This window comes from Mesorhizobium sp. M0136, assembly GCF_040322515.1.
Lineage (GTDB): Bacteria > Pseudomonadota > Alphaproteobacteria > Rhizobiales > Rhizobiaceae > Mesorhizobium.
This window is the reverse complement of record NZ_JAMYTP010000033.1, coordinates 1-20,000: the sequence shown is the minus strand read 5'-3', so window position 1 is coordinate 20,000 and position 20,000 is coordinate 1. Positions and strand designations below refer to the sequence as shown.

17 protein-coding genes (1 of these 17 running past the window's edge) are annotated in these 20,000 nt (G+C 63.8%); 4 read left to right on the top strand and 13 right to left on the bottom strand.

The annotated features are described in order from the left end of the window. On the top strand, positions 1-809 hold the final stretch of the coding sequence (locus NKJ35_RS27755; RefSeq protein ID WP_352650685.1) for a M23 family metallopeptidase. 1,150 nt of this gene lie to the left of the window's left edge; only the last 809 of its 1,959 coding nucleotides appear in the window; the start codon falls outside the window, past its left edge; its stop codon occupies positions 807-809. 17 nt (positions 810-826) lie between these two features. Here NKJ35_RS27755 and NKJ35_RS27750 read toward each other — a convergent pair whose 3' ends face one another. Beyond that, positions 827-2,392: an MFS transporter gene (locus tag NKJ35_RS27750; protein ID WP_352650684.1), complete on the bottom strand. Its 1,566-nt coding sequence runs from the start codon at positions 2,390-2,392 to the stop codon at positions 827-829. Between the two features lie 167 nt (positions 2,393-2,559). On the opposite strand from NKJ35_RS27750, the gene NKJ35_RS27745 reads away from it, so the two are divergent. Continuing rightward, on the top strand, positions 2,560-3,192 hold the full coding sequence (locus NKJ35_RS27745; protein ID WP_352506681.1) for a TMEM175 family protein: 633 nt from the start codon (positions 2,560-2,562) through the stop codon (positions 3,190-3,192). Positions 3,193-3,213: 21 nt separating this feature from the next. Here NKJ35_RS27745 and NKJ35_RS27740 read toward each other — a convergent pair whose 3' ends face one another. The 9 genes from NKJ35_RS27740 to NKJ35_RS27700 all read right to left on the bottom strand — a co-directional run bounded on the left by NKJ35_RS27740 (position 3,214) and on the right by NKJ35_RS27700 (position 16,033). Beyond that, on the bottom strand, positions 3,214-4,680 hold the full coding sequence (locus NKJ35_RS27740) for a L,D-transpeptidase family protein (protein ID WP_352650681.1): 1,467 nt from the start codon (positions 4,678-4,680) through the stop codon (positions 3,214-3,216). Between the two features lie 237 nt (positions 4,681-4,917). Next, positions 4,918-5,283 (bottom strand): MmcQ/YjbR family DNA-binding protein, encoded by a 366-nt coding sequence (locus NKJ35_RS27735; RefSeq protein ID WP_352476322.1) that lies wholly within the window; start codon positions 5,281-5,283, stop codon positions 4,918-4,920. A 148-nt stretch (positions 5,284-5,431) separates the two neighbouring features. Further along, the gene (gene clpB, locus NKJ35_RS27730; RefSeq protein WP_352650679.1) at positions 5,432-8,038 is read right to left on the bottom strand and encodes an ATP-dependent chaperone ClpB; all 2,607 of its coding nucleotides are present in this window, start codon (positions 8,036-8,038) and stop codon (positions 5,432-5,434) included. A gap of 237 nt (positions 8,039-8,275) precedes the next feature. After that, complete coding sequence (locus NKJ35_RS27725; RefSeq protein ID WP_352650677.1) at positions 8,276-9,268, bottom strand: DUF4167 domain-containing protein; 993 nt, start codon at positions 9,266-9,268, stop codon at positions 8,276-8,278. A gap of 331 nt (positions 9,269-9,599) precedes the next feature. After that, positions 9,600-10,478: a peptide chain release factor N(5)-glutamine methyltransferase gene (gene prmC / locus NKJ35_RS27720; protein WP_254816712.1), complete on the bottom strand. Its 879-nt coding sequence runs from the start codon at positions 10,476-10,478 to the stop codon at positions 9,600-9,602. Then, the gene (prfA, locus tag NKJ35_RS27715; protein ID WP_254816711.1) at positions 10,471-11,550 is read right to left on the bottom strand and encodes a peptide chain release factor 1; all 1,080 of its coding nucleotides are present in this window, start codon (positions 11,548-11,550) and stop codon (positions 10,471-10,473) included. Before prfA ends, prmC begins: the two co-directional genes overlap by 8 nt. Before the next feature lie 8 nt (positions 11,551-11,558). After that, the gene (ptsP, locus tag NKJ35_RS27710; protein ID WP_254816710.1) at positions 11,559-13,829 is read right to left on the bottom strand and encodes a phosphoenolpyruvate--protein phosphotransferase; all 2,271 of its coding nucleotides are present in this window, start codon (positions 13,827-13,829) and stop codon (positions 11,559-11,561) included. Positions 13,830-14,010: 181 nt separating this feature from the next. Continuing rightward, a complete protein-coding gene (locus NKJ35_RS27705; RefSeq protein ID WP_352456701.1) occupies positions 14,011-15,264 on the bottom strand; it encodes an aspartate kinase in 1,254 nt (417 codons plus the stop codon). 199 nt (positions 15,265-15,463) lie between these two features. Then, the gene (locus tag NKJ35_RS27700) at positions 15,464-16,033 is read right to left on the bottom strand and encodes a putative glycolipid-binding domain-containing protein (protein WP_352650674.1); all 570 of its coding nucleotides are present in this window, start codon (positions 16,031-16,033) and stop codon (positions 15,464-15,466) included. Positions 16,034-16,247: 214 nt separating this feature from the next. Between NKJ35_RS27700 and ubiG the strand changes: the two genes are divergently transcribed. Next, entirely contained in the window at positions 16,248-16,997 is a 750-nt protein-coding gene (gene ubiG / locus NKJ35_RS27695; RefSeq protein WP_352650673.1) for a bifunctional 2-polyprenyl-6-hydroxyphenol methylase/3-demethylubiquinol 3-O-methyltransferase UbiG, read from the top strand. Positions 16,998-17,016: 19 nt separating this feature from the next. Here ubiG and NKJ35_RS27690 read toward each other — a convergent pair whose 3' ends face one another. Then, positions 17,017-17,907 (bottom strand): DMT family transporter, encoded by an 891-nt coding sequence (locus NKJ35_RS27690; RefSeq protein ID WP_352650672.1) that lies wholly within the window; start codon positions 17,905-17,907, stop codon positions 17,017-17,019. A 101-nt stretch (positions 17,908-18,008) separates the two neighbouring features. Between NKJ35_RS27690 and NKJ35_RS27685 the strand changes: the two genes are divergently transcribed. Further along, positions 18,009-18,494 carry a MarR family winged helix-turn-helix transcriptional regulator gene (locus tag NKJ35_RS27685; RefSeq protein ID WP_352650670.1) on the top strand — a complete coding sequence of 162 codons (486 nt, stop codon included), beginning with the start codon at positions 18,009-18,011 and terminating at the stop codon, positions 18,492-18,494. Positions 18,495-18,534: 40 nt separating this feature from the next. Here the strand turns inward: NKJ35_RS27685 and NKJ35_RS27680 are convergent, their stop codons facing one another. Beyond that, positions 18,535-19,188: a Vgb family protein gene (locus NKJ35_RS27680; protein WP_352476315.1), complete on the bottom strand. Its 654-nt coding sequence runs from the start codon at positions 19,186-19,188 to the stop codon at positions 18,535-18,537. 9 nt (positions 19,189-19,197) lie between these two features. Continuing rightward, positions 19,198-20,000 (bottom strand): helix-turn-helix domain-containing protein (locus NKJ35_RS27675; protein ID WP_502904680.1); only part of this gene is annotated, 803 nt, incomplete at its 5' end.

Sequence of the window (20,000 nt, the reverse complement as noted above, 5' to 3'; positions counted from 1 at the left end):
TCTATGACGGCATCTACCGCACCGCCTATTCCTACGGCATGTCCAAGGCGATGACGCAACGGCTGATCAAGTTGCTGGCATCCAGTGTCGACTTCCAGTCGCGGCTCAATCCCACGGACCGCATCGAGGTGCTGTTCTCGCAGCCCGATGGCGACGACCAGGCGTCCGACGAATCCGAGCTGCTTTACGTCTCCGCGACTTTCGGCGGCACGACGCGAAATTTCTACCGTTTCCAGATGCAGGACGGCAGCACCGACTATTTCGACGAAAACGGCAGCAGTGCCGAGCAGTTCCTGCTGCGCAATCCCTTGCCCAATGGCCGATTTACATCCGGGTTCGGTGCGAGGCGCCACCCCATTTTGGGGTATGTGAAGATGCATACCGGCACCGACTGGGCAGCTCCCGTAGGATCGCCGATCATTGCCGCGGGCAATGGCGTCGTCGAAAAGGCCGGCTGGGCCGGTGGCTATGGCAAGCAGATCATCTTGCGTCACGCCAATGGCTACGAGACGTCCTACAATCACCAGAGCGCGTTTGCCAAAGGCATCGAGCCGGGTGTTCGCGTTCGCCAGGGTCAGGTTATCGGCTATCTCGGCTCAACCGGCCTCTCCACCGGTCCGCACCTTCATTACGAACTGATCGTCAACGGCACCAAGGTCGATTCGATGCGCGTCCGCCTGCCGGTCGGCAAGACGCTGAAGGGCGATGACCTCGTCGCCTTCAAGCGCGAGCGCGAACGCATCGACGACCTGCTCAAGCAGGAAGACAGCAATCAGTTGAAGGTCGCGAGCGCCAAGATCGAAGGCTGAGCCGACGTTTTTCGTCGTCAGCCGTGCTGATTCGCCGTGTCGCGCGCCCATGGCAGCCGCGCCCCGGAAACCGTCGTCCAGGCGGTGATTGCCGAAAGCAGGCAAAGCAGCGCGGTCACCGCGGCAACGGCTGCGAATGCCGCGTCGCTGGCGGCAAGTCGTGCCGCATCGAGGCCGGGCGCCAGGCCGGCGGGCGGCGGTTCGCCGAAACCCGGAAGGCCGGTGCCGGCACCGGTGCTGAGCACGCCAGCATAAACCCAGGCCGCCAGCGATCCCATCGCCGCCACGGCGATCAGGCCGCCGATCCGCGAGACGGCGTTGTTGATGCCCGAGGCCGCACCCGTATCCTTGTCCTCGACCGCCGTCATGATGGCGGTCGACAGCGGCGATACCACCAGCGCCATGCCGAACCCCATCAGAGCCATCAACGGGAATACCCCTAGCCAGAAACTGTGGATGCCCCAATAGGCCAGCAAGGCAAGTCCGGCAAAGGCAAGAGCCACAACCAGACTGCCGCTGGCGATCGGAAAGCGAGGCCCGATGCGGTCGGACCACTGGCCAACCGGTCCGGATAACAGTGCCATCAACGCCGACAGCGGCAGGAATATAAAGCCGACCTCGGCCGCGCTCAGCCCCCATCCGGCGATCATGAGCATCGGCAGATAGAACAAATTGGCCGACAGGGCGAAATAAAGGAAGAAGGTTGCCACGTTAGCGCCCGCGAACGCGCCGATTCGAAACAACGACAGGTCAATCATCGGCTCGCGCCGCCGGCGCTCGAAGACGATGAACACGACGAGCAAAACCGCACCGGCGGCGATACTCGGGCCGGACATCAGCCCCTCCCCGTCACCACTCATCGAGGTCAGGCCGTAAGCGAGAGCTCCGAACGCCAATATGGCGAGTGCAGCGCCGCCGAGATCGAGGCTGCGCTTTTCCGCCGGCGCGTCGGCAGGGACCTTGGCCAGCAGAAGATAGATCGAGATAAGACCGAGCGGCAGATTGATGGCGAAGATCGCCCGCCAGATGCCGTTGCCGAACACCGACAGCACGAAGCCACCCAGCACCGGGCCGAGCGCCGTCGTCAGTGCCGATGCCGCGGCCCAGATGCCGATCGCCCGGCCCCGTTCTTTTTTCGGATAGGCTTTGGCGATAATGGCCAGGCTGCCCGGCACCATAATGGCCGCTCCGATACCCTGGACAGCCCGAAATGCAATAAGCATCGCCGGGTTAGGCGCCAGCGCGCAGGCAAGCGAGGCGGCAATGAACAGGACGATGCCGGCGACGAAAGAGTGGCGCAGGCCGAAGCGATCGCCAGCGGCGCCGCCGACGAGAATGAGGGCTGAAAGCGTCAATGCATAGGCGTTGGATATCCATTGCGCCTCGGCCAGGCTGGCGCCGAGATCGACGCGGATCGCCGGCGTCGCAATGGCCAGGACCGATCCATCGATAAAACCGAGTGCGGAAGCCAGAATCGCGGCGATCAGCACGAACCGCCGCTGCGCCTGCGGGCAGAACGTGTCGGCCGGAAGTGGCCCGCTCAGGGGAACGGCGCCTGTACCGACTTTGGTTGGCGTGTGCATGCCGCCTTACCTAGACCGCTGGCATGCCGCCGACAACCGGCCAGCAGGCTGTTCTCGTTGAAACCAGGCCGAACCTGGCCATACAGACAGGAGTACGCCAGTCCGGGTGCAAACGGTGGATGCCGTGCTAGATTTTCCGCAACGCTGCGACAAGGGGGAACTACCGCATGAAACGACCGCTCGAACCCTCGGCGGAAGGACGCGGGCGCGTCGTCGGCATCACCGACGGCGTGTTCGCCATCGCGCTCACCCTGATCGTTCTCGAGATCAGGGTGCCGGCGCATGAAACGGTGCATTCCGAAAGCGAGTTGATCGCCGCGATCACAGCACTGGCGCCGCGCTTCCTGACCTATGCGCTCAGCTTCCTGACGCTGACCATCTTCTGGTTCGGCCAGCAGGCGCAACACGGGTTGATCGCAAAATCCGACCGGCGGCTTGCCACGCTGAACCTCTGCTTCCTCGGCTTCATCGCCTTGCTGCCGTTTTCGACCGATCTTTTGGCCGACTTCCTTGAATTCAGGACCGCGGTGCTCGTCTACTGGCTCAATCTTCTGATGCTGGGACTGACGCTGCTCGCCAGTTGGCGCTACGCGGACAAAAACGGATTTCTGGCCGACGGTGTCGACGCGGAGACCACCCGAACGGTCTATCTGCGCATCGTCAAGGCACAGATCCTGTGGGCGATCGGCGCGGCACTGTGCCTAGCCAGCCCTTTGCTCAGCGTCGGCTTCATCTTGGTGGTGCAGCTGACCTATGCCGCAGCGCTGCGCGCGCCACTGCTGCGCAAGGTCATCGGGTGATTCGAGCGAAGGCGTTGCGCTTCAGTCGACGAACTCCACTATAACGCCGGGCGTCACGATCTTGGCGAGCTCGCGCGCATCCCAATTGGTCAGCCGCACGCAGCCGTGGCTTTCGGTCTTGCCGATCTTGGACGGATCGGGCGTGCCGTGTATGCCGTAGGTCGGCTTGTCCAGTGCGATCCAGACCGAGCCGACCGGGCCGTTCGGCCCTGGCGGGATGGTCAGGATCCTGTCGTTTTCGCCCTGCTTGAAATTTATGTTCGGGTTGTAGGTGTAGTTCGGGTCCAATGCGACACGCGACACCGTATGCGTGCCGGACGGCGACGGCGTGTCCGACGAGCCGATAGTCGCCGGATAGGCTGCGACCAGCTTGCCCGCCGCGTCGTAGGCACGGACCTGCTTGTTGGCCTTGTCAGCGATGATGCGCGCCACCGGCGTCGCTACCAGCCTGCCGAAATTGGCAACCTTGATGATGGTGCCCGGACGATTGAAATTGGCGTCCGGATTGAGCTGCTTCAGATAGGTTTCATCCATATGGAAGCGCTCGGCCAGCGCTTCGGGCACCGACGTGTAGCCCATGCGGTCGAGCTGGGCCTTTTGGCTGTAGTCCTCCGGTATCGAGGCAACATAAGGGCCGGCCGCATCCTCGGGCGTGATCGTATAGGAGGCGAAGGCATCGCCGCCGGATTGCGCCAGGGCCGCCTGGATACCGATCGCGTCGGTCGATTTCAGATTGCTGCCGGTGATCTCGTTATAGGCGGCGAGCGCCTTGTCGACATTCGAGCCGAAGCGTCCGTCGATGACACCGGGCGACGCACCGGCGCGGTCGAGCAGCACCTGCAGCGCCGCCACGTCCTGGCGGGCGCCGAGCGAAAGCGACGGGTCGACCGCCGTCTTGCCGCCAGTGCTTGGCGGCAACGCCGCATGCTCGTTCGGCACCGTCGGCTCGACCGGCTCGATCGAGGCCTCGTTGAGCGGCTGGCGCTCGATGTTGCGTGGCCTCACCGGCTGCGCTGCCTCCGGATAATCATTGCCGTAGCCGTCATCCCGCGGCGCTTCGGGGAAGGCTTCCATCGAATTGTCGCTATAGGGGTCGTACTCGTCGGCCGGCGGCACGATGATCCTGCCTTCGTCTTCCAACTGCCTGCGGCGGAACCGGGCCGTGTCCTCAGGGTCGTCGAGATAATAGGGATCGTCCTCCTCGACCGGTCCGAGGTTGCGCAAGCGCTCGCGGCGCAAAACACGGCGGTCGAGCCTGGTCTGCGGCGGCTGGATGGCGATGACCTTGCCGGTTTCCGCATCGACGATGACGCGGTTTCCCCTGGCGTCGTAATAGATGTCGAGATTGCCGTCCTGGGCGACAAGAATGCCGCCGTCATTGGCAGCACGAACCACCCGCGGCGCGGTATCGGCCATCGGCGAGGCCATCGCATTCGACGCCAGCAGCCCGGCAGCAAACGCTGAAAGGGTGAGGATGGTGCGCAACATGGTGGCCAAGATTCTCCGGTCCGTAAATGCAGCCGTCGGCGTTGTCCCCTCGGAGCGCCGCGCGTCCTTTCGGACGCGAAAGGTCGCTCTAACACCTAAATCTCCGCGTCGTGCCATGCGAAAATCGAATCCGATCTTCGGGCCGATGCGGCAGGTGAACCCCTTCGACGGCAAATCAGTTGTCAACCATAAGGTTCCAATATGAACCGGGCATGAAGATGGCGGATTTCTGACCGATTAACCGGCAGCGAATCCCAATTCCTTGCGCGCCTGCTTCGTCAGCTTCAGCACGACGAGACGGTGGCTTTCGCGCAAATAATCCTTCAGCGCCTCATCATCCATGCTTTCGCTTGTCCGGCGCTGGATCCATTTCATGCCGCGCGAGGCGAGATACGGCGCCGGCCGAAGGCCCGGCTGTTCCCTCAGCACGTCATAAGCGATCTCGGAGCATTTGAAGGTGACGAACGGCTCCTTGCCTTCACTCCAGCCGCCGATCGCAAACACCTTGCCGCCGACTTTCCAGACATGCGCGCCACCCCACTGCACGACATGGGTCGTCGAAGGCAGCGAGGCGCAGAAACTGTTGTAGTCGTCCAAAGTCATCTGCGCCCCGCCAGTGGTGTTAGACCATGGGCCGAAGGTCGGCGTAGCAAAAAGCGGATGCCGGTTTTTCGGACAAGATCATGGTCGAAATTGAAGATAGGAATTCCATCCCGATTCGATCGGGATGGAACAGGCTCTTGGCTTGAACTCAGGCGGCCGCCTCGGTTGCCACGACTGCGGGCTTCGAGCGGAAGTTCAAGCGGTCGGATCCGGCGGTGACTTTGACGGTCGAGCCGTCGAGGATCTCGCCGAGCAGTATCTTTTCCGCCAGCGGATCCTGCAATTCCTTCTGCATCACCCGCTTCAGCGGCCGCGCGCCATAGGCCGGGTCGTAACCCTTGGCCGCCAGCCAGTCGATCGCCTCCTGATCGAGCGAAAGCGATATCTTGCGGTCGACAAGCAGGTTTTCCAGCCGCTTGAGCTGGATTTGGACGATCTGGCCCATATCCTGGCGGCGCAGCCGGTGGAACAGGATGACCTCGTCGATACGGTTGAGGAATTCCGGCCGGAACGAAGCCCTGACGACATTCATCACCTCGTCGCGCACGACGTCGACATCCTGGTCCTCGCCTAGATTGACCAGATATTCGGCGCCGAGATTGGACGTCATGATGATCAGCGTATTGCGGAAGTCGACCGTGCGGCCCTGCCCGTCCGTCAGCCGGCCGTCGTCGAGCACCTGCAGCAGCACGTTGAACACGTCCGGATGCGCCTTCTCGATCTCGTCGAACAGCACGACCTGATAGGGCCGGCGCCGCACCGCTTCGGTCAGCGCGCCGCCTTCCTCATAGCCGACATAGCCGGGAGGCGCGCCGATCAGCCGGGCGACCGAGTGCTTCTCCATGAACTCCGACATGTCGATACGCACCATCGCGCTCTCGTCATCGAACAGGAAGCTGGCCAGCGCCTTGGTCAGTTCGGTCTTGCCGACGCCCGTCGGCCCGAGGAACATGAACGAGCCGAGCGGCCGGTTCGGGTCCTGCAGGCCGGCGCGCGCACGGCGTACCGCCTTCGACACTGCCTGCACGGCCTCGCCCTGGCCGACGACGCGCTTGCCGATCTCATCTTCCATGCGCAACAGCTTGTCGCGCTCGCCTTCCAGCATCTTGTCGACCGGGATCCCCGTCCAGCGCGAGACGATATGGGCGACGTGATCGGGGCCGACCACTTCTTCGACCATGCCGGCCTTGCCATCCCTGGCTTCGGCCTGCTTCAGCTGCTTTTCGAGTTCCGGGATCTTGCCGTAGGCAAGTTCGCCGGCGCGCTGGAATTCACCCTGGCGCTGGGCGATGGCAAGTTCATTGCGCGCCTCGTCGAGCTGTTTCTTGAGGTCGGCGGCAAGCCCGAGCTTCTGCTTCTCGGCCTGCCATTTCGAGGTCAGCTCGGTCGATTCCTCCTCGAGGTTCGAGAGTTCCTTCTCGAGCCGGGCGAGCCGGTCCTTCGAGGCGTCGTCCTTCTCGACCTTGAGCGCCTCGCGCTCGATCTTGAGCTGCATGATGCGGCGATCTATCTCGTCCAGCGCCTCGGGCTTCGAATCGACCTGCATGCGGAGCCGCGACGCGGCCTCGTCGACCAGGTCGATCGCCTTGTCCGGCAGGAAGCGGTCAGCGATGTAGCGGTTGGATAGGGTTGCGGCCGCGACCAGCGCCGAATCCGAGATGCGCACCTTGTGGTGCTGCTCGTATTTCTCTTTCAGGCCGCGCAGGATCGAAACGGTGTCTTCGACCGTTGGCTCATTGACGAAGACCGGCTGGAAGCGGCGGGCAAGGGCCGCATCCTTCTCGACGTGCTTGCGGTATTCGTCGAGCGTAGTGGCGCCGACGCAGTGCAGTTCGCCGCGGGCCAGCGCCGGCTTCAGCAGGTTCGACGCATCCATGGCGCCATCCGCCTTGCCGGCGCCGACCAGCGTGTGCATCTCGTCGATGAACAGGATGATGCCGCCGGCGGCGGACGTGACCTCGGAAAGCACCGCCTTCAGCCGCTCCTCGAACTCGCCGCGGTATTTGGCGCCGGCGATCAGCGAGCCCATGTCGAGCGCCATCAGCTGCTTGTCCTTGAGCGATTCCGGCACATCGCCATTGACGATGCGCAGCGCCAGCCCTTCGGCGATCGCCGTCTTGCCGACGCCGGGTTCGCCGATCAGCACCGGGTTGTTCTTGGTGCGGCGCGACAGCACCTGGATCGTGCGGCGGATCTCGTCGTCACGGCCGATGACCGGGTCAAGCTTGCCCGCGCGAGCGTCCGCCGTCAGGTCGCGCGCGTATTTCTTCAGCGCGTCGTAGCCCTGCTCGGCGCTCGCCGAATCGGCGGTACGACCTTTGCGTACGTCGTTGATGACCTGGTTCAGCTTCTGCGGCGTGACACCAGCCTTGGCCAGGATGTCGGCCGTCTTGGCCGATTTTTCCATGGCGAGCGCCTGCAACAGCCGTTCGACGGTGACGAAGCTGTCACCGGCCTTCTTGGCCAGTTCCTCGGCGGTCGAAAACACCTTTGCCAGCGGCTGCGCCAGATAGAGCTGGCCATTGCCGCCCTCGACCTTGGGCATTGCCTCCAGTGCCGTTTCGACGCCGAGCTTGACGTCCCGGACATTGCCGCCGGCGCGCTCGATCAGCGACGCAGCCAGGCCCTCGTCGTCATCGACGAGGACCTTGAGGATATGCTCGGGGGTGAATTGCTGGTGATTGCGGGAAAGCGCCATGGTTTGCGCGGACTGGATAAAGCCGCGCGCGCGCTCGGAATACTTTTCAAGATTCATGCCTGTCTCCTTCCGTCACCGGCCCGCTTCGCGGCACCGGATCAGATTGCGGTGACGGACCCGCCCGTTCGAGCCGGATCCTGTTCACGCAAGATATGGGACGCAAACCACGGACCCTCAAGACGCCTCGACACTGGCGAATAGATAATATTGCGAGCGCGCAAAACAAAAACGGCGGAGATTTCTCTCCGCCGTCCATACATGTCCCGCAAAAGTGCGCAGCGAACGTTTTTTCGATCAATTCTCGACGTCTGCGATCACAGCTTGACCGCCGGGGCTTTCAGCCGGCGCTGCATCGACATTGCCAGCGTCGGTATTGCCAGTCCCGGTATTGCCAGTCTCGGCATTGCCAGTCCCGGCATTGCTTGTCTCGGCACTGCTTGTCTCGGCACTCTCAGGGCCGGCGTTGTCGTTGCCGCCATTTGCCTGTTCGACATCGAGGCGCGGGCGACGCGGACGCCTGGGGCGGCGGGCCGGGCTGCTTTCGGCAGCGGCTTCGTTGAGCTCGGCCTGGGCGGCGAGACCCGCCGGCGAAAGGTTGTCGAATTGCTGTGCGGGTTCACCCACAAAGATCGGCTCAGCTGCCCGCACGGGCTCCGCCTGCGCCGGAACCTCGTCGCGCCGTGGCTGTTCGACGCGCTGGCCACCCTGCTGCTCGCCGCGCGAGCTATACTCGCCACGCTGGCCGTTCTGGCCGTAACCGCCATTGGGGCGACGGTCGCGGTGGCGTCCGCCATTATTGTCGCGGCCGTCTCGGTTATCGCGGCCGCCGCGATTGTCACGGCTGTTTTCCTGGTTCAGCGCCAGCTCGGCCGGCGTGCCATCGATGACCGGCTGCGGGCCGGCCCCCTGATTGACCGTCGAGCCCGATGTCTCGTTGGCATTGTTGTTGCCGGCATTGTCGAACTCGTCGCGATCCTCGTCGCCATCATCGTCGAAATCATCGCGAATCTGCTGGGCGTTCTGGATCGGCATCTGCGCCTGAGCGGCTGCGATGATGCGGTTGTAGTGTTCTGCATGCTGGAGATAGTTCTCCGCCATCACCCGGTCGCCGGAGCTGTGCGCGTCACGGGCTAGGGTTGCGTACTTCTCGGCAATCTGCTGAGCCGATCCGCGGATCTTCACGTCCGGGCCGTTGCTCTCATAGTTGCGCGTCAGGGGATTCGGCCCCTTACGGTTGTTGTTGTTATTGTTATTGCCGCCGCCGCCATTGTTGTTGCGACCGCGCATGCGCCTGTTTTGCTGTTGTGGCCTCATTAGACTCTCTTCACTTTGAAATTTTCGAAAAACTCTTCACGAACGGAGGCGCTCATGCGGCCAGCCGTTTCGTTCTTTCACCGGCGTTCGCCCGCATCAATTGCGTTGGCGCCACGTGCCATCCTGTTCCGGTTACTTCACTTGCCGGACGATTCCCGCACGAAGCTTGGGCGTCGTTTGCGCAAGAAGGCAGCTATTTCCAAGGAAAACCGAATCGCTAAGAGCACTGCCTGCTTCGTCTCATCCGGTTAAGGCGACCCTAGCCGCATTCCCCGGTATTGCCAAGCGCTTTTTTCGCACTGCATCACGGCTTCCACCGTTCGAACACAAGAACTCTGTTGTTTCCGCCGAGATCACGAAACACCCCGACAGAACTGTACCCGGCCGCGGAAAATATCTCCGTAACCTGTTGGTGCTGCGTATGGCCGATCTCGACCGCAATCCTGCCTTGGACTTCCAAATACGCTGCCGCTCCTGCGGCGATCTTCCTGTAGGGGCTCAGACCGTCCACACCACCATCCAAGGCCTGGCGTGGATCGAAACCGCGGACCTCGTCCTGCAGATTTCCAATGTCGTCTGAGGGTATATAGGGAGGGTTTGCGGCAATTACATGGTACCGGCCAGAAACTTTTTCAAACCAGTCGGATTTGAGCGCCGTGAACCGGCCGGCGAGCCCCAATTGCCTGGCATTGCGCGTGGCGGTGGCCAGCGCCTCTTGCGAAATGTCGACGCCAGTGGCGGTCGCGGCCGGAACCGCGCTGAGCAACGCCAGCGCGATGGCACCGGTGCCGGTCCCGAGATCGAGGATGCGGCAACCGCCTTCGCGTGCCGCCATTGCCTTGACGAAAGGCAGCACCGCCTCGACCAGCGTTTCGGTATCCGGTCGCGGCTCCAGCGTTTGCGGCGAAAGCGAAAGGCGCAAGCCGTAGAATTCGCGGTAACCGAGGATGCGGTGCACCGGTTCGCCGGCGACGCGCCGCCGCAAGGCGGCATCGATTGCCGCCGTCACGTCCGCATCGACCGCGCACCCAGGATCGGCGATGGCCTGCGTGCGGTTCGTGCCGGAAAAATGCTCGACGATCAGCCTGGAATCGAGCGCCGGATCCGCAATCCCGGCTGCGGCGAGCCGGTTTCGCGCTTCCCGCAGCAGCGGCGCCAGAGTGGCGGGCAGGCTGTCAGCCATCGATGCCTATATCGGCGAGCAGCTTCGACTGGTGATCGGCTATCAGCGCGTCGATGATCTCGTCGAGTTCGCCCATCATCACCCGGTCGAGCTTGTAGAGCGTCAGGTTGATGCGATGATCGGTGACGCGACCCTGCGGAAAATTATAGGTGCGGATGCGTTCCGAGCGGTCGCCCGAGCCAACCTGCGACTTGCGCGATTCTGAACGTTCCTCGTCCGCTTTGCTGCGTTCGAGGTCGTAAAGCCTGGCGCGCAGGATCTGCATGGCCTTCGCCCGGTTCTGGTGCTGCGATTTTTCCGCCTGCACCACCATGATGCCGGTCGGCAGATGGGTGATGCGCACGGCCGAATCGGTGGTGTTCACGTGCTGGCCGCCGGAACCCGAGGCGCGCATCGTGTCGATGCGGATGTCTTCGGCCCGGATGTCGATGTCGACCTCTTCGGCTTCCGGCAGCACCGCGACCGTCGCCGCCGAAGTGTGGATGCGCCCGCCCGCCTCGGTCGTCGGCACGCGCTGCACCCGGTGCACGCCGGATTCGAACTTCAGATGGGCAAAGACGCCCTTGCCCGAAACGGTGGCGATGATTTCCTTGTAGCCGCCGACCTCGCCTTCGCTGGCCGACACCGTCTCGAAACGCCAGCCATGCGCCGCTGCATAGCGCTCGTACATGCGAAACAGGTCGCCGGCAAAAAGCGCCGCCTCGTCACCGCCGGTGCCGGCGCGGATTTCGAGGATGGCGTTCTTGTCGTCTGCGGCATCCTTGGGCAACAGCAGGATCTGGATGTCCTTTTGCAGCACCTCGATTTGATGCTTGACCTCCGGCAGGTCGGCCTCGGCCAAGGCGCGCATCTCGGCGTCAGTGCCCTTGTCGGCGAGCATCGCCTCCAGATCGGCCTGTTCGCGCTCGGCGGCGCGCAGTGCCCTGATCTTTGCCACCATCTCCTGGATGTCGGCATATTCGGAGGCCATCCTGACATAGGCGTCCGGCGCCGGCCCGGCCGACATCTGCGCTTCGAGCATGTCGAAACGCTTGACGACTTGATCCATACGGTCGCGGGGCAGGTTGATCATGGCGAAGTCTATAGCGGTATAGAGCGGTCGTCGGCAAAGGCTTGCAGCAGCGCCCGCATCGGCAGGCCATGCGCCGGCGCCATCAGATTGTCGTCGAAGAACGCTTCCAGCTCGCTGAGCGGCAGTTCCGTCAGCATCGCCTTGACCGGGCCGATCGATGCCGGCGACATCGAGATCGAGCGGTAGCCAAGGCCGATCAGCGCCATCGCCGAAATCGGCTTGCCGGCAAGTTCGCCGCACAGGGTCACCGGCGTATTGTTGCGAACCCCGGCGTCGGCAATCTGCTTCAGGACGCGCAGGAACGGCGTCGAGAGCGGGTCGAAGCGGTCGGACAATTGGGTGTTGCCGCGATCCACCGCCATGACGAACTGGAACAGGTCGTTCGAGCCGACCGAGACGAAATCGACCGCCTTCATCAGTTCGTCGAGCTGGAACAGCAGCGACGGCACCTCCAGCATCGCCCCGAGTTTGAGGCTGGTCGGCAAATGATGGGCAAAGCGCGACAGATGCCGCACCTCGCGATCGATGATCTCGCGCGCCTGCGCGATCTCGCCGAGTTCCGTCACCATCGGCAGCATCAGCTTCAGTTCGCGTCCGCCGCACGCCTTGAGCAGCGCGCGGATCTGGGTACGCAGCAATCCGGGCCGGTCGAGGGTCAGGCGGATGGCGCGCCAGCCGAGTGCCGGGTTCTCTTCCTGAATCGAGCCCTTGAAATAGGGCAGCACCTTGTCGCCGCCGATATCGATGGTGCGGAACGTCACCGGCTTGCCGCGCGCCGCTTCGAGCACGTCACGATAAAGCCGCTCCTGGGCTTCGGCGCGCGGAAAAGTCGAGGCGACCATGAATTGCAGCTCGGTGCGGAACAGACCGATGCCGGCCGCGCCTGCTTCGGCCAGTTGCGGCAAATCCACCGCCAGCCCGGCATTCATCAGAAGATCGACCTGGACACCGTCCTTGGTCACCGACGGCTTCTTGCGCAGCTCGCGGTAGACCTCCTGCCGCCGCGCCCTGAAGCGCACTTTCTCGGCATAGGCCGCCTCGAGGTCGGGCTGCGGGCGCAGATGGATCGTGCCTTCCTCGCCGTCGACGATGATGGCATCGCCGTTTTCCGCCATGGAAACCGCGCCCTTCATCTGGCCGGCGACGGGTATGCCCATGGCTCGCGCCACAATGACGACATGGCTGGTCGCGGCGCCGTCTTCCAGCACCAGCCCGCGCAGCTTGTCCCTGGGATAATCGAGCAGCTCGGCAGCCCCCATCGAGCGGGCGACGATGATGGCGTCCTTGGGCAGCGAGGCTGCGACGTCCTCCGGTCCGCGCCCCATCAGCTGCCGCAGCAGCCGATTGGCGAGATCGTCGAAATCGCTCATCCGTTCGCGCAGATACGGATCGGTCATGTGCAGCATGCGCGCACGCATGTCGCTCTGCACCTTCTCGACCGCCGCTTCTGCCGTCAGGCCGTTGCGGATCGCCTCCTCGAGCCGGCGCACCCAGCCGCGGTCGTTGGCGAACATGCGATAGGCTTCGAGCACCTGGCGATGCTCGCCCTCGAAGGCGACATCGCGGCGCTCCAGCATGTCGTCGATGGACAGCCTGAGCGAGCCGAGCGACGCGTCGAGCCGCCTGACCTCTTCCTCGCTGTCCTCGTTGAACAGGTTGGTGACGACGATACGCGGCTCGTGCAACACCACATGGCCGAGCCCGACGCCTTCATTGAAGGACAGGCCGGTAAAGCTTACCGGGCGGCGCAGATCGAGCTCGAGGCCGGGCCTTGTCAGCCGCTCCAGATCGCCGGTGGCGATCATCTCGGCGATCACCATCGCCGTCGTTTCCAGCGCCTCGACCTCGTCGTCGCGGTAATGGCGCATGGTCTTGTTCTGCACGACCAGAACGCCGAGCGTCCGCCCTGCCCGCAGCACCGGCACGCCGAGGAAGGAATTGTATATCTCTTCCCCTGTCTCCGGCAGGTAGGCGAAGGCAGGATGCTCCTGCGCGTTGGAGAGGTTGAGCGGCCGCGCCGAGGCCGCGATCGTGCCGACCAGGCCTTGGCCCAGCCTGAGCTGCGCCAGGTGGACGGCGTTCGGGTTCAGGCCTTCGGTGGCGTAGAGTTCGAGCACCGAATCGGCGCGCAGAACATAGAGCGAGCAGACCTCGGCAACCATGTTGGAGGCGATGTCGCGCACGATTCGGTCAAGCCGCTCCTGCGGCTCCAGCGGCTCTTGCATGAGCTCGCGGAGCCGTTTCAGCAAAACGCGCGGGCCGCTGGCCGAATCACGCATCGCGGCTTCTTCTCCAATAGCGTTTCAACCGGCGCAGGTTGCCCTGCACAGCGGCACAAACGCAACAACTCAATTAGAGCGCCATCGTCCAACTGGACGCATAAAGACCGCTCCAAGCCTTTCGATCCGCCGCATCCCGCCTTCCGAAAATCGACTCCGATTTTCGAGCCGATGCAGTCTGCTACTGCTTATCCAGACCGTACACGGAATGCAAAGTGCGAACTGCTAGTTCCGTATAGGGACCGTCGATCAGGATCGAAATCTTGATTTCGGACGTTGTGATGGCGCGGATGTTGATCGCGCGGTCGGCCAGCGCCTTGAAGGCCGTGGCAGCGACGCCGGCATGGCTGCGCATGCCGATGCCGATGACCGAGACCTTCGACATGCCGGCTTCCGACTGCACCACATCGTAGCCGATCGTCGCCTTCAGCCGTTCGAGCACGGCGAGCGCCTTGTCGACGTCGCCGGATGGCACGGTAAAAGTCATGTCAGTGAACTTGCCGTCCTCGGAAATGTTCTGGACGATCATATCGACATTGATGTTGGCCTCGGCCAGCGGCCCGAAAATGCCGGCGGCGACGCCCGGCCGGTCGCCGACGCGGCGCAGCGAAATCTGCGCTTCGTCCTTGGCATAGGCAATTCCGGTGACGACCTGCTGTTCCACGATCTCTTCCTCGTCGCAAATAAGCGTTCCCGGCGGATTGAGCAAATCCCCCATTCCGGGTGCATCGGGATCGTCGAAGGACGACCGCACAAAGGTACGCACCCTGTGCACCATGGCAAGCTCGACCGAGCGCACCTGCAGGACCTTGGCCCCGAGCGAGGCCATTTCGAGCATTTCCTCGAAGGAAATCTTGGCCAGCCGCCGGGCCTTCGGCTCGATGCGCGGATCGGTCGTGTAGACCCCATCGACATCGGTGTAGATATCGCAGCGGTCGGCCTTGACCGCCGCCGCGATGGCGACTGCGCTGGTATCGGAACCGCCGCGGCCGAGCGTTGCGATCCGGTTGTCCGGCCCGATGCCCTGGAAACCGGCGACCACCGCCACCTGGCCTTCGCCGAAGCGCTTGATCAGGAATCCGCCGTCGATATCGAGAATGCGCGCCGCGCCATGCGCGTTATCGGTCTTGATCGGAATCTGCCAGCCTTGCCAGGAACGGGCATGCACGCCGATGTTCTGCAGCGCGATCGCCAGCAAGCCGGCCGTAACCTGTTCGCCGGAAGCGACTACGGCGTCGTATTCGCGCGCATCGTGCATTGGCGAGGCCTCGCGCGTCCATTGCACGAGCTCGTTGGTCTTGCCGGCCATCGCCGAGACCACCACTGCGACCTCATGCCCGGCATCGACCTCGCGTTTGACATGGCGCGCCACATTGCGGATGCGGGCGATGTCGGCGACGGACGTTCCGCCGAATTTCATCACGATGCGCGCCATGGAAGCGAAATGCCTTTGACTGGATGCCGGACCGAAGGCCGAAAAGTGGAAAAATGCGCCAAGCTGTGGCGAGGCGCTCAATGCGCGGCCTCCTTAGCCAAATGACAGTCGTTTCGCAAGGCGTGCCGCCGCTGGCGGCCGGGCGACACACCAGCGCAGCATCGTGCCTGCCCTGCGTCTTGCCAATATGGTGCGCGCTTCAGCCCAGCTGTGCCGTGGCTCTCCACAGGCGCGGATAGTCGAGGACGAAACCGATCGGCGAGACCTCCAGCATCTCATTGTAGCCGAACATCGGGGCTTCGTAGGCGTAATGTGCCGCATCGACGCGCTGATAGATCTGCTCGAGGCGAACGAGCCTGAGTTCGGGAAATGTCAGATAGGCTGCCGGCGCGGGCGTCGCCATACCGACATCGAGGGCAAAACGGCGAAGCGCCAAAAGGTTTGTGGCGGGCGTGAAGCCGAGATCGACATCGATGAGACCGTCGACTTCCGCTTGATGCTCGCCGTTCAGCGTCCATTGGCGCTCGGTCAGCCGGTCGATCCTGTAATACAGCTGTTGCGTGCCGACAAAGCCGTCGGCACGCGCCGACCGCGTGTGCCAGTCGGCGTCGCAGTCAACCTCGTAGGCGACGCTGCACGGTCTGCCGTCCTGGACGAAAAGCGCGTGTCCCCTGAGTTTCCACCCGGAACTCGCTTCCGACAGAAGACAAGCGTCGTGGCCTTCCTGGTCAAGCCGGCGCCAAAGAATGGAAGCAACCGCTCGCATCATTGCGCACTCCTCCGAACCCGATGTCTCTGCTTCGTTCGCCAGAGCATTGGCGTTTCCTTCCGGCACACCATCAACTGACACGTGCTGACACAAATGCAGTCGGCAAAAGGCGGCGCCGGCAGGCATCGCGCGCATCGCGCAGCCGGCGGTGAATTTCGCGCCTTGACATTCGCAGCCTCGCGCCCGACTTCCTAGCGTCCGAGGAGACCACGCCATGCCAGAGCCCCGACGATCGACGATCGATGCCGGAGAGGTGGAACGCTTTTCCGCCCTTGCCGCCGAATGGTGGAACCCGAACGGCAAGTTCCGCCCGTTGCACAAGTTCAACCCGATCCGGCTTGCCTATATCCGCGACCAGGTGGCAGCCCGCTTCGGCCGCGATCCGCGTGCGGCACGGCCGTTCGAAGGCCTGCGCTTCCTTGACATCGGCTGCGGCGGCGGGCTTTTGTGCGAACCGATGGCGCGGCTTGGCGCCGAAGTGGTCGGCGCCGATGCCTCCACCACCAACATCGAAGTGGCCAAGCTGCATGCGGCGGAAGTCGGCGTGAGCGTGGATTATCGCGCCACGACCGCGGAAGACCTGGCCGACGCCGGCGAAAAATTCGACGTCATCCTCAACATGGAAGTGGTCGAGCATGTCGCCGATGTCGACCTGTTCCTGGCGAAATGCGGCGAGATGGTCAAGCCCGGCGGCATCATGTTCGTCGCCACCATCAACCGCACGCTGAAGGCCCTGGGCCTGGCCATCATCGGCGCCGAATATGTGCTGCGCTGGCTGCCCCGCGGCACCCACCAGTTCGGCAAGCTGGTGCGCCCCGAGGAACTGGAAAAGGCGCTTGCAGGTGCTGGCCTGACCGTCATCGACCGCACCGGCGTCACCTACAACCCGCTCGCCGACCGCTGGCAGCGCTCGAAGGACATGGACGTCAACTACATGGTGCTGGCGGAGAAGGCATCCGTCTGAAACTTACGCCTCCTGGCCCCTAGGCCTTCTGGCTTTGCGCCCTGGTGGTGATGAACACGCCGGCGGTGATGATGACGGCACCGCCCCAGGTCAGCAGTTGATAGCGCTCGCCGAGGAAGAGGGTCCCGGCAAACAGCCCGACCGCCGCCGCGACATAGCCGATCTGGCTGAGATAGACCGGGCCGCCGACCGCTTGCAGGCGGAAGAAGAAGGCGAACATCGCCGAGGCTGATGCCACCTGTGCCGCTGCGACCAGCGGCACCCCGCCGAGCGAGCCGAATGCATTGCCTTCCAGCAGCACCAGAATGCCGGCAAACAGCATCAAGGCTGCTGCCAGATGGCTGCCGACGGCAAGCTCGATCGGGCCGGTGCCTTCGGGCCAGTCGACGGTACGGTAGATGTTGCCGGCGGCGAGGCTGACCGGAATGAGCAGGCCCATCGCCACCCAGAAAAATTCGGCCGGCTGGCCCGCTTCGCCGCGCGTCACCGCCACCATGACTGCGCCGACGAAACCGACGGCGATGCCGACGACGCCCAGCGTGGTCGGGCGCCTGACTCGGAGCAGCATCGAGAACACCAGCGTGACGACCGGCGACAGCGTGAACATGATGCCGCTATAGCCGGCGCCCAGATGCGGAATCGCTGAAAACATCAGCAGATTGGGGATTGCGTAGGAGACGGCCGCGGTGACGAAGAAATAGCGCAGCCTGTGCAGCGTAAGCCGCATGCGCTGCCCGTTGAGCAGCAATGCGCACAAAAGCACGCCGCCGGCGCCAAGCGAGATGACGAAGGCCCAGACCATGGCGGGCACGCCGGCCGTCGTCGCGATCTTGCCGAACGGCAGCGTCAGGCCGAGCAGTCCGCCGGTGACGACCAGAAGGCCAAGCGCCGAGTCCCAGAGAAATTTCATCGCACTATCCCGTCGCCCGTTCGCGGCCCTTGGCCTACACCACAAGCTGAGGTAAGATAATATAAAGATTCTTCACGTCAAGATACATAACGGTGAGAGACATGGATCGCGCGGCAAAAGCGATCGAGCAATGGAAAAAGGAACGGCCGGATCTCGATGTCTCGCCGATGGCCGTGCTTGGACGGTTGAACGAGGCCGCCTCGTTGATCGCACGAGAGCGGCTGGCGCCGCTGTTTGCAAGTTACGGGCTGCAATCCGGAGAATTCGACGTGCTGGCGACGCTGCGTCGTTCCGGGCCGCCCTATGCGCTGACGCCGACGGCTCTGTACGAGGCGACGATGGTGACGTCGGGCGCGATGACCAACCGCCTCGATCGGCTCGAGAAATCCGGCCTGATCAAGCGCGGGCCGCACCCCGACGATCGCCGCGGGATTATTGTGCAGCTGACCGGGAAGGGCCTCGCTCTGATCGATGAGGCGGTGACCGTTCACGTCGCCAACGAGCACCAGATACTTTCTGGGTTAGCACGCCCGGAGCAGACCATGCTGGCACGCCTGCTCGAAAAACTGATCGCGAGCTTGAGCTAACCGAACCGGCCAAGGGCCGGGCCGAGGGGATGGAAAAAACTCAAATCCTGGTCGCAGAGCCTCGTTTGGGCCGGCGAACAGCTCTGATCTTGCCGCTGTTTCCGCCACCGCAGAAAAACTGGTCGCCGCCATCGGATTCGAGCCCCGACACGCCTGTTCCCGGCGGCATATCGAGCTTCTCCAGAACCTTTCCCGTTTCAGGATCGATCCGCCGGACATCGCTCTCCTCGCCCTCCCAAGTCCCATGCCACAGCTCGCCGTCGACCCAGCTGACGCCGGTGACGACGCGGTTGGAAACGATGGTGCGAAGGATTGCCCCTGTCTCGGGATCGACCTGATGAATCTTTCGGCCCCGATGCTGCCCGACCCAGAGCGTTCCTTCGGCCCAGGCGAGCCCGGAATCACCGCCATTGCCAGGCGCCGGGATCGACGCCAGCACCTGGCCATTCTTTGGATCGATCTTCTGGATGCGATCCTCGGCGATTTGATAGAGGTGCTGGCCGTCGAAGGCCGTTCCGGCGTGTGCCGCGACCTCGATCGAGCGCACCACTTTGCCGCTTGCCGGATCGAAGGCGTTCAATCTGTCGCCTGAGGCAAACCAGACATGCTCACCGTCGAAGGTAACGCCGTCTACGTGGTCGACACCCGGAAAGGGTCCGTATTCACGGATGATTTCGGCAGAGGATCGTTCCATAATTCCATCCTAGTAGCCCGGCAGTGGACCGGGGAGTAACAAGATTGTCGGGAAACCCGGCAGCGGCGGGGTCATCCAGCGACGCGCCCGTCCGCGGCCGAACGACTGCACCTTGCCGGCTTGGGCGAGCTGCTCGAGCGCCCGCTGCACGGTACGCGAACTGGCTCCAAGCGCAATCGCCAGGGCCGAACTCGACCAAGACTCGCCGTCAGCGAGGAAGGCGAGCACGGCGGCATGCTCTTCTTCGACGGGCGGCGCCAGCACGACGACCTCACCTGCGCGGCGCGGCGCCAGCGCAAACCCCCGCTTCGTCGCGCTCACATCGGCCAAGCTACGAAGCTCCGCGCGAAGCCGCCCGACTTCGACCCGTAACCGTGCGCGATGTGATTCGTCCGCGTCCTTTCCGCGGAAAGCGAGCGCGATAAGCGTCGATCTTGCCACGTCCCCCGGCCAGGCTTCGGCCAGCGCACGGGCCAGCGCGAACAGCACCGGGCGGGTCGCCAGCGAGACGACCGTATCTGCTACCCGCACGACATTGCGGCATGCATCCACCACGAGCGCCCCCGACGCCAGAAGCGCTTCGACTTCATCGAGCAGGAGGGGCCGTTCCTCACCACGGGCGATAAGGCGTGCCGCCGGCGTATCCAGCACCACCGACGCGCTCTCCACCTCCGCGATCAGCGCGGGAATGCCCGCCGCGGGCGCCGCCCCCCCCCCCCCGCCGGGGGGGGGGCGCGCCGGGCCGGGCCCGCAACGGGGGCGGGGGGTGGCGGCGCCCCCCCCCCCCGGGGGGGCCCCCGCGGGCGGCGGGG

Excerpts from the sequence above, each read along its gene's own strand:
- NKJ35_RS27750 (WP_352650684.1), bottom strand. The coding sequence starts at position 2,392 with ATGCACACGCCAACCAAAGTCGGTACAGGCGCCGTTCCCCTGAGCGGG.
- NKJ35_RS27745 (WP_352506681.1), top strand. The coding sequence starts at position 2,560 with ATGAAACGACCGCTCGAACCCTCGGCGGAAGGACGCGGGCGCGTCGTC.
- NKJ35_RS27740 (WP_352650681.1), bottom strand. The coding sequence starts at position 4,680 with ATGTTGCGCACCATCCTCACCCTTTCAGCGTTTGCTGCCGGGCTGCTG.
- NKJ35_RS27735 (WP_352476322.1), bottom strand. The coding sequence starts at position 5,283 with ATGACTTTGGACGACTACAACAGTTTCTGCGCCTCGCTGCCTTCGACG.
- clpB (WP_352650679.1), bottom strand. The coding sequence starts at position 8,038 with ATGAATCTTGAAAAGTATTCCGAGCGCGCGCGCGGCTTTATCCAGTCC.
- NKJ35_RS27725 (WP_352650677.1), bottom strand. The coding sequence starts at position 9,268 with ATGCGCGGTCGCAACAACAATGGCGGCGGCGGCAATAACAATAACAAC.
- prmC (WP_254816712.1), bottom strand. The coding sequence starts at position 10,478 with ATGGCTGACAGCCTGCCCGCCACTCTGGCGCCGCTGCTGCGGGAAGCG.
- prfA (WP_254816711.1), bottom strand. The coding sequence starts at position 11,550 with ATGATCAACCTGCCCCGCGACCGTATGGATCAAGTCGTCAAGCGTTTC.
- ptsP (WP_254816710.1), bottom strand. The coding sequence starts at position 13,829 with ATGCGTGATTCGGCCAGCGGCCCGCGCGTTTTGCTGAAACGGCTCCGC.
- NKJ35_RS27705 (WP_352456701.1), bottom strand. The coding sequence starts at position 15,264 with ATGGCGCGCATCGTGATGAAATTCGGCGGAACGTCCGTCGCCGACATC.
- NKJ35_RS27700 (WP_352650674.1), bottom strand. The coding sequence starts at position 16,033 with ATGATGCGAGCGGTTGCTTCCATTCTTTGGCGCCGGCTTGACCAGGAA.
- ubiG (WP_352650673.1), top strand. The coding sequence starts at position 16,248 with ATGCCAGAGCCCCGACGATCGACGATCGATGCCGGAGAGGTGGAACGC.
- NKJ35_RS27690 (WP_352650672.1), bottom strand. The coding sequence starts at position 17,907 with ATGAAATTTCTCTGGGACTCGGCGCTTGGCCTTCTGGTCGTCACCGGC.
- NKJ35_RS27685 (WP_352650670.1), top strand. The coding sequence starts at position 18,009 with ATGGATCGCGCGGCAAAAGCGATCGAGCAATGGAAAAAGGAACGGCCG.
- NKJ35_RS27680 (WP_352476315.1), bottom strand. The coding sequence starts at position 19,188 with ATGGAACGATCCTCTGCCGAAATCATCCGTGAATACGGACCCTTTCCG.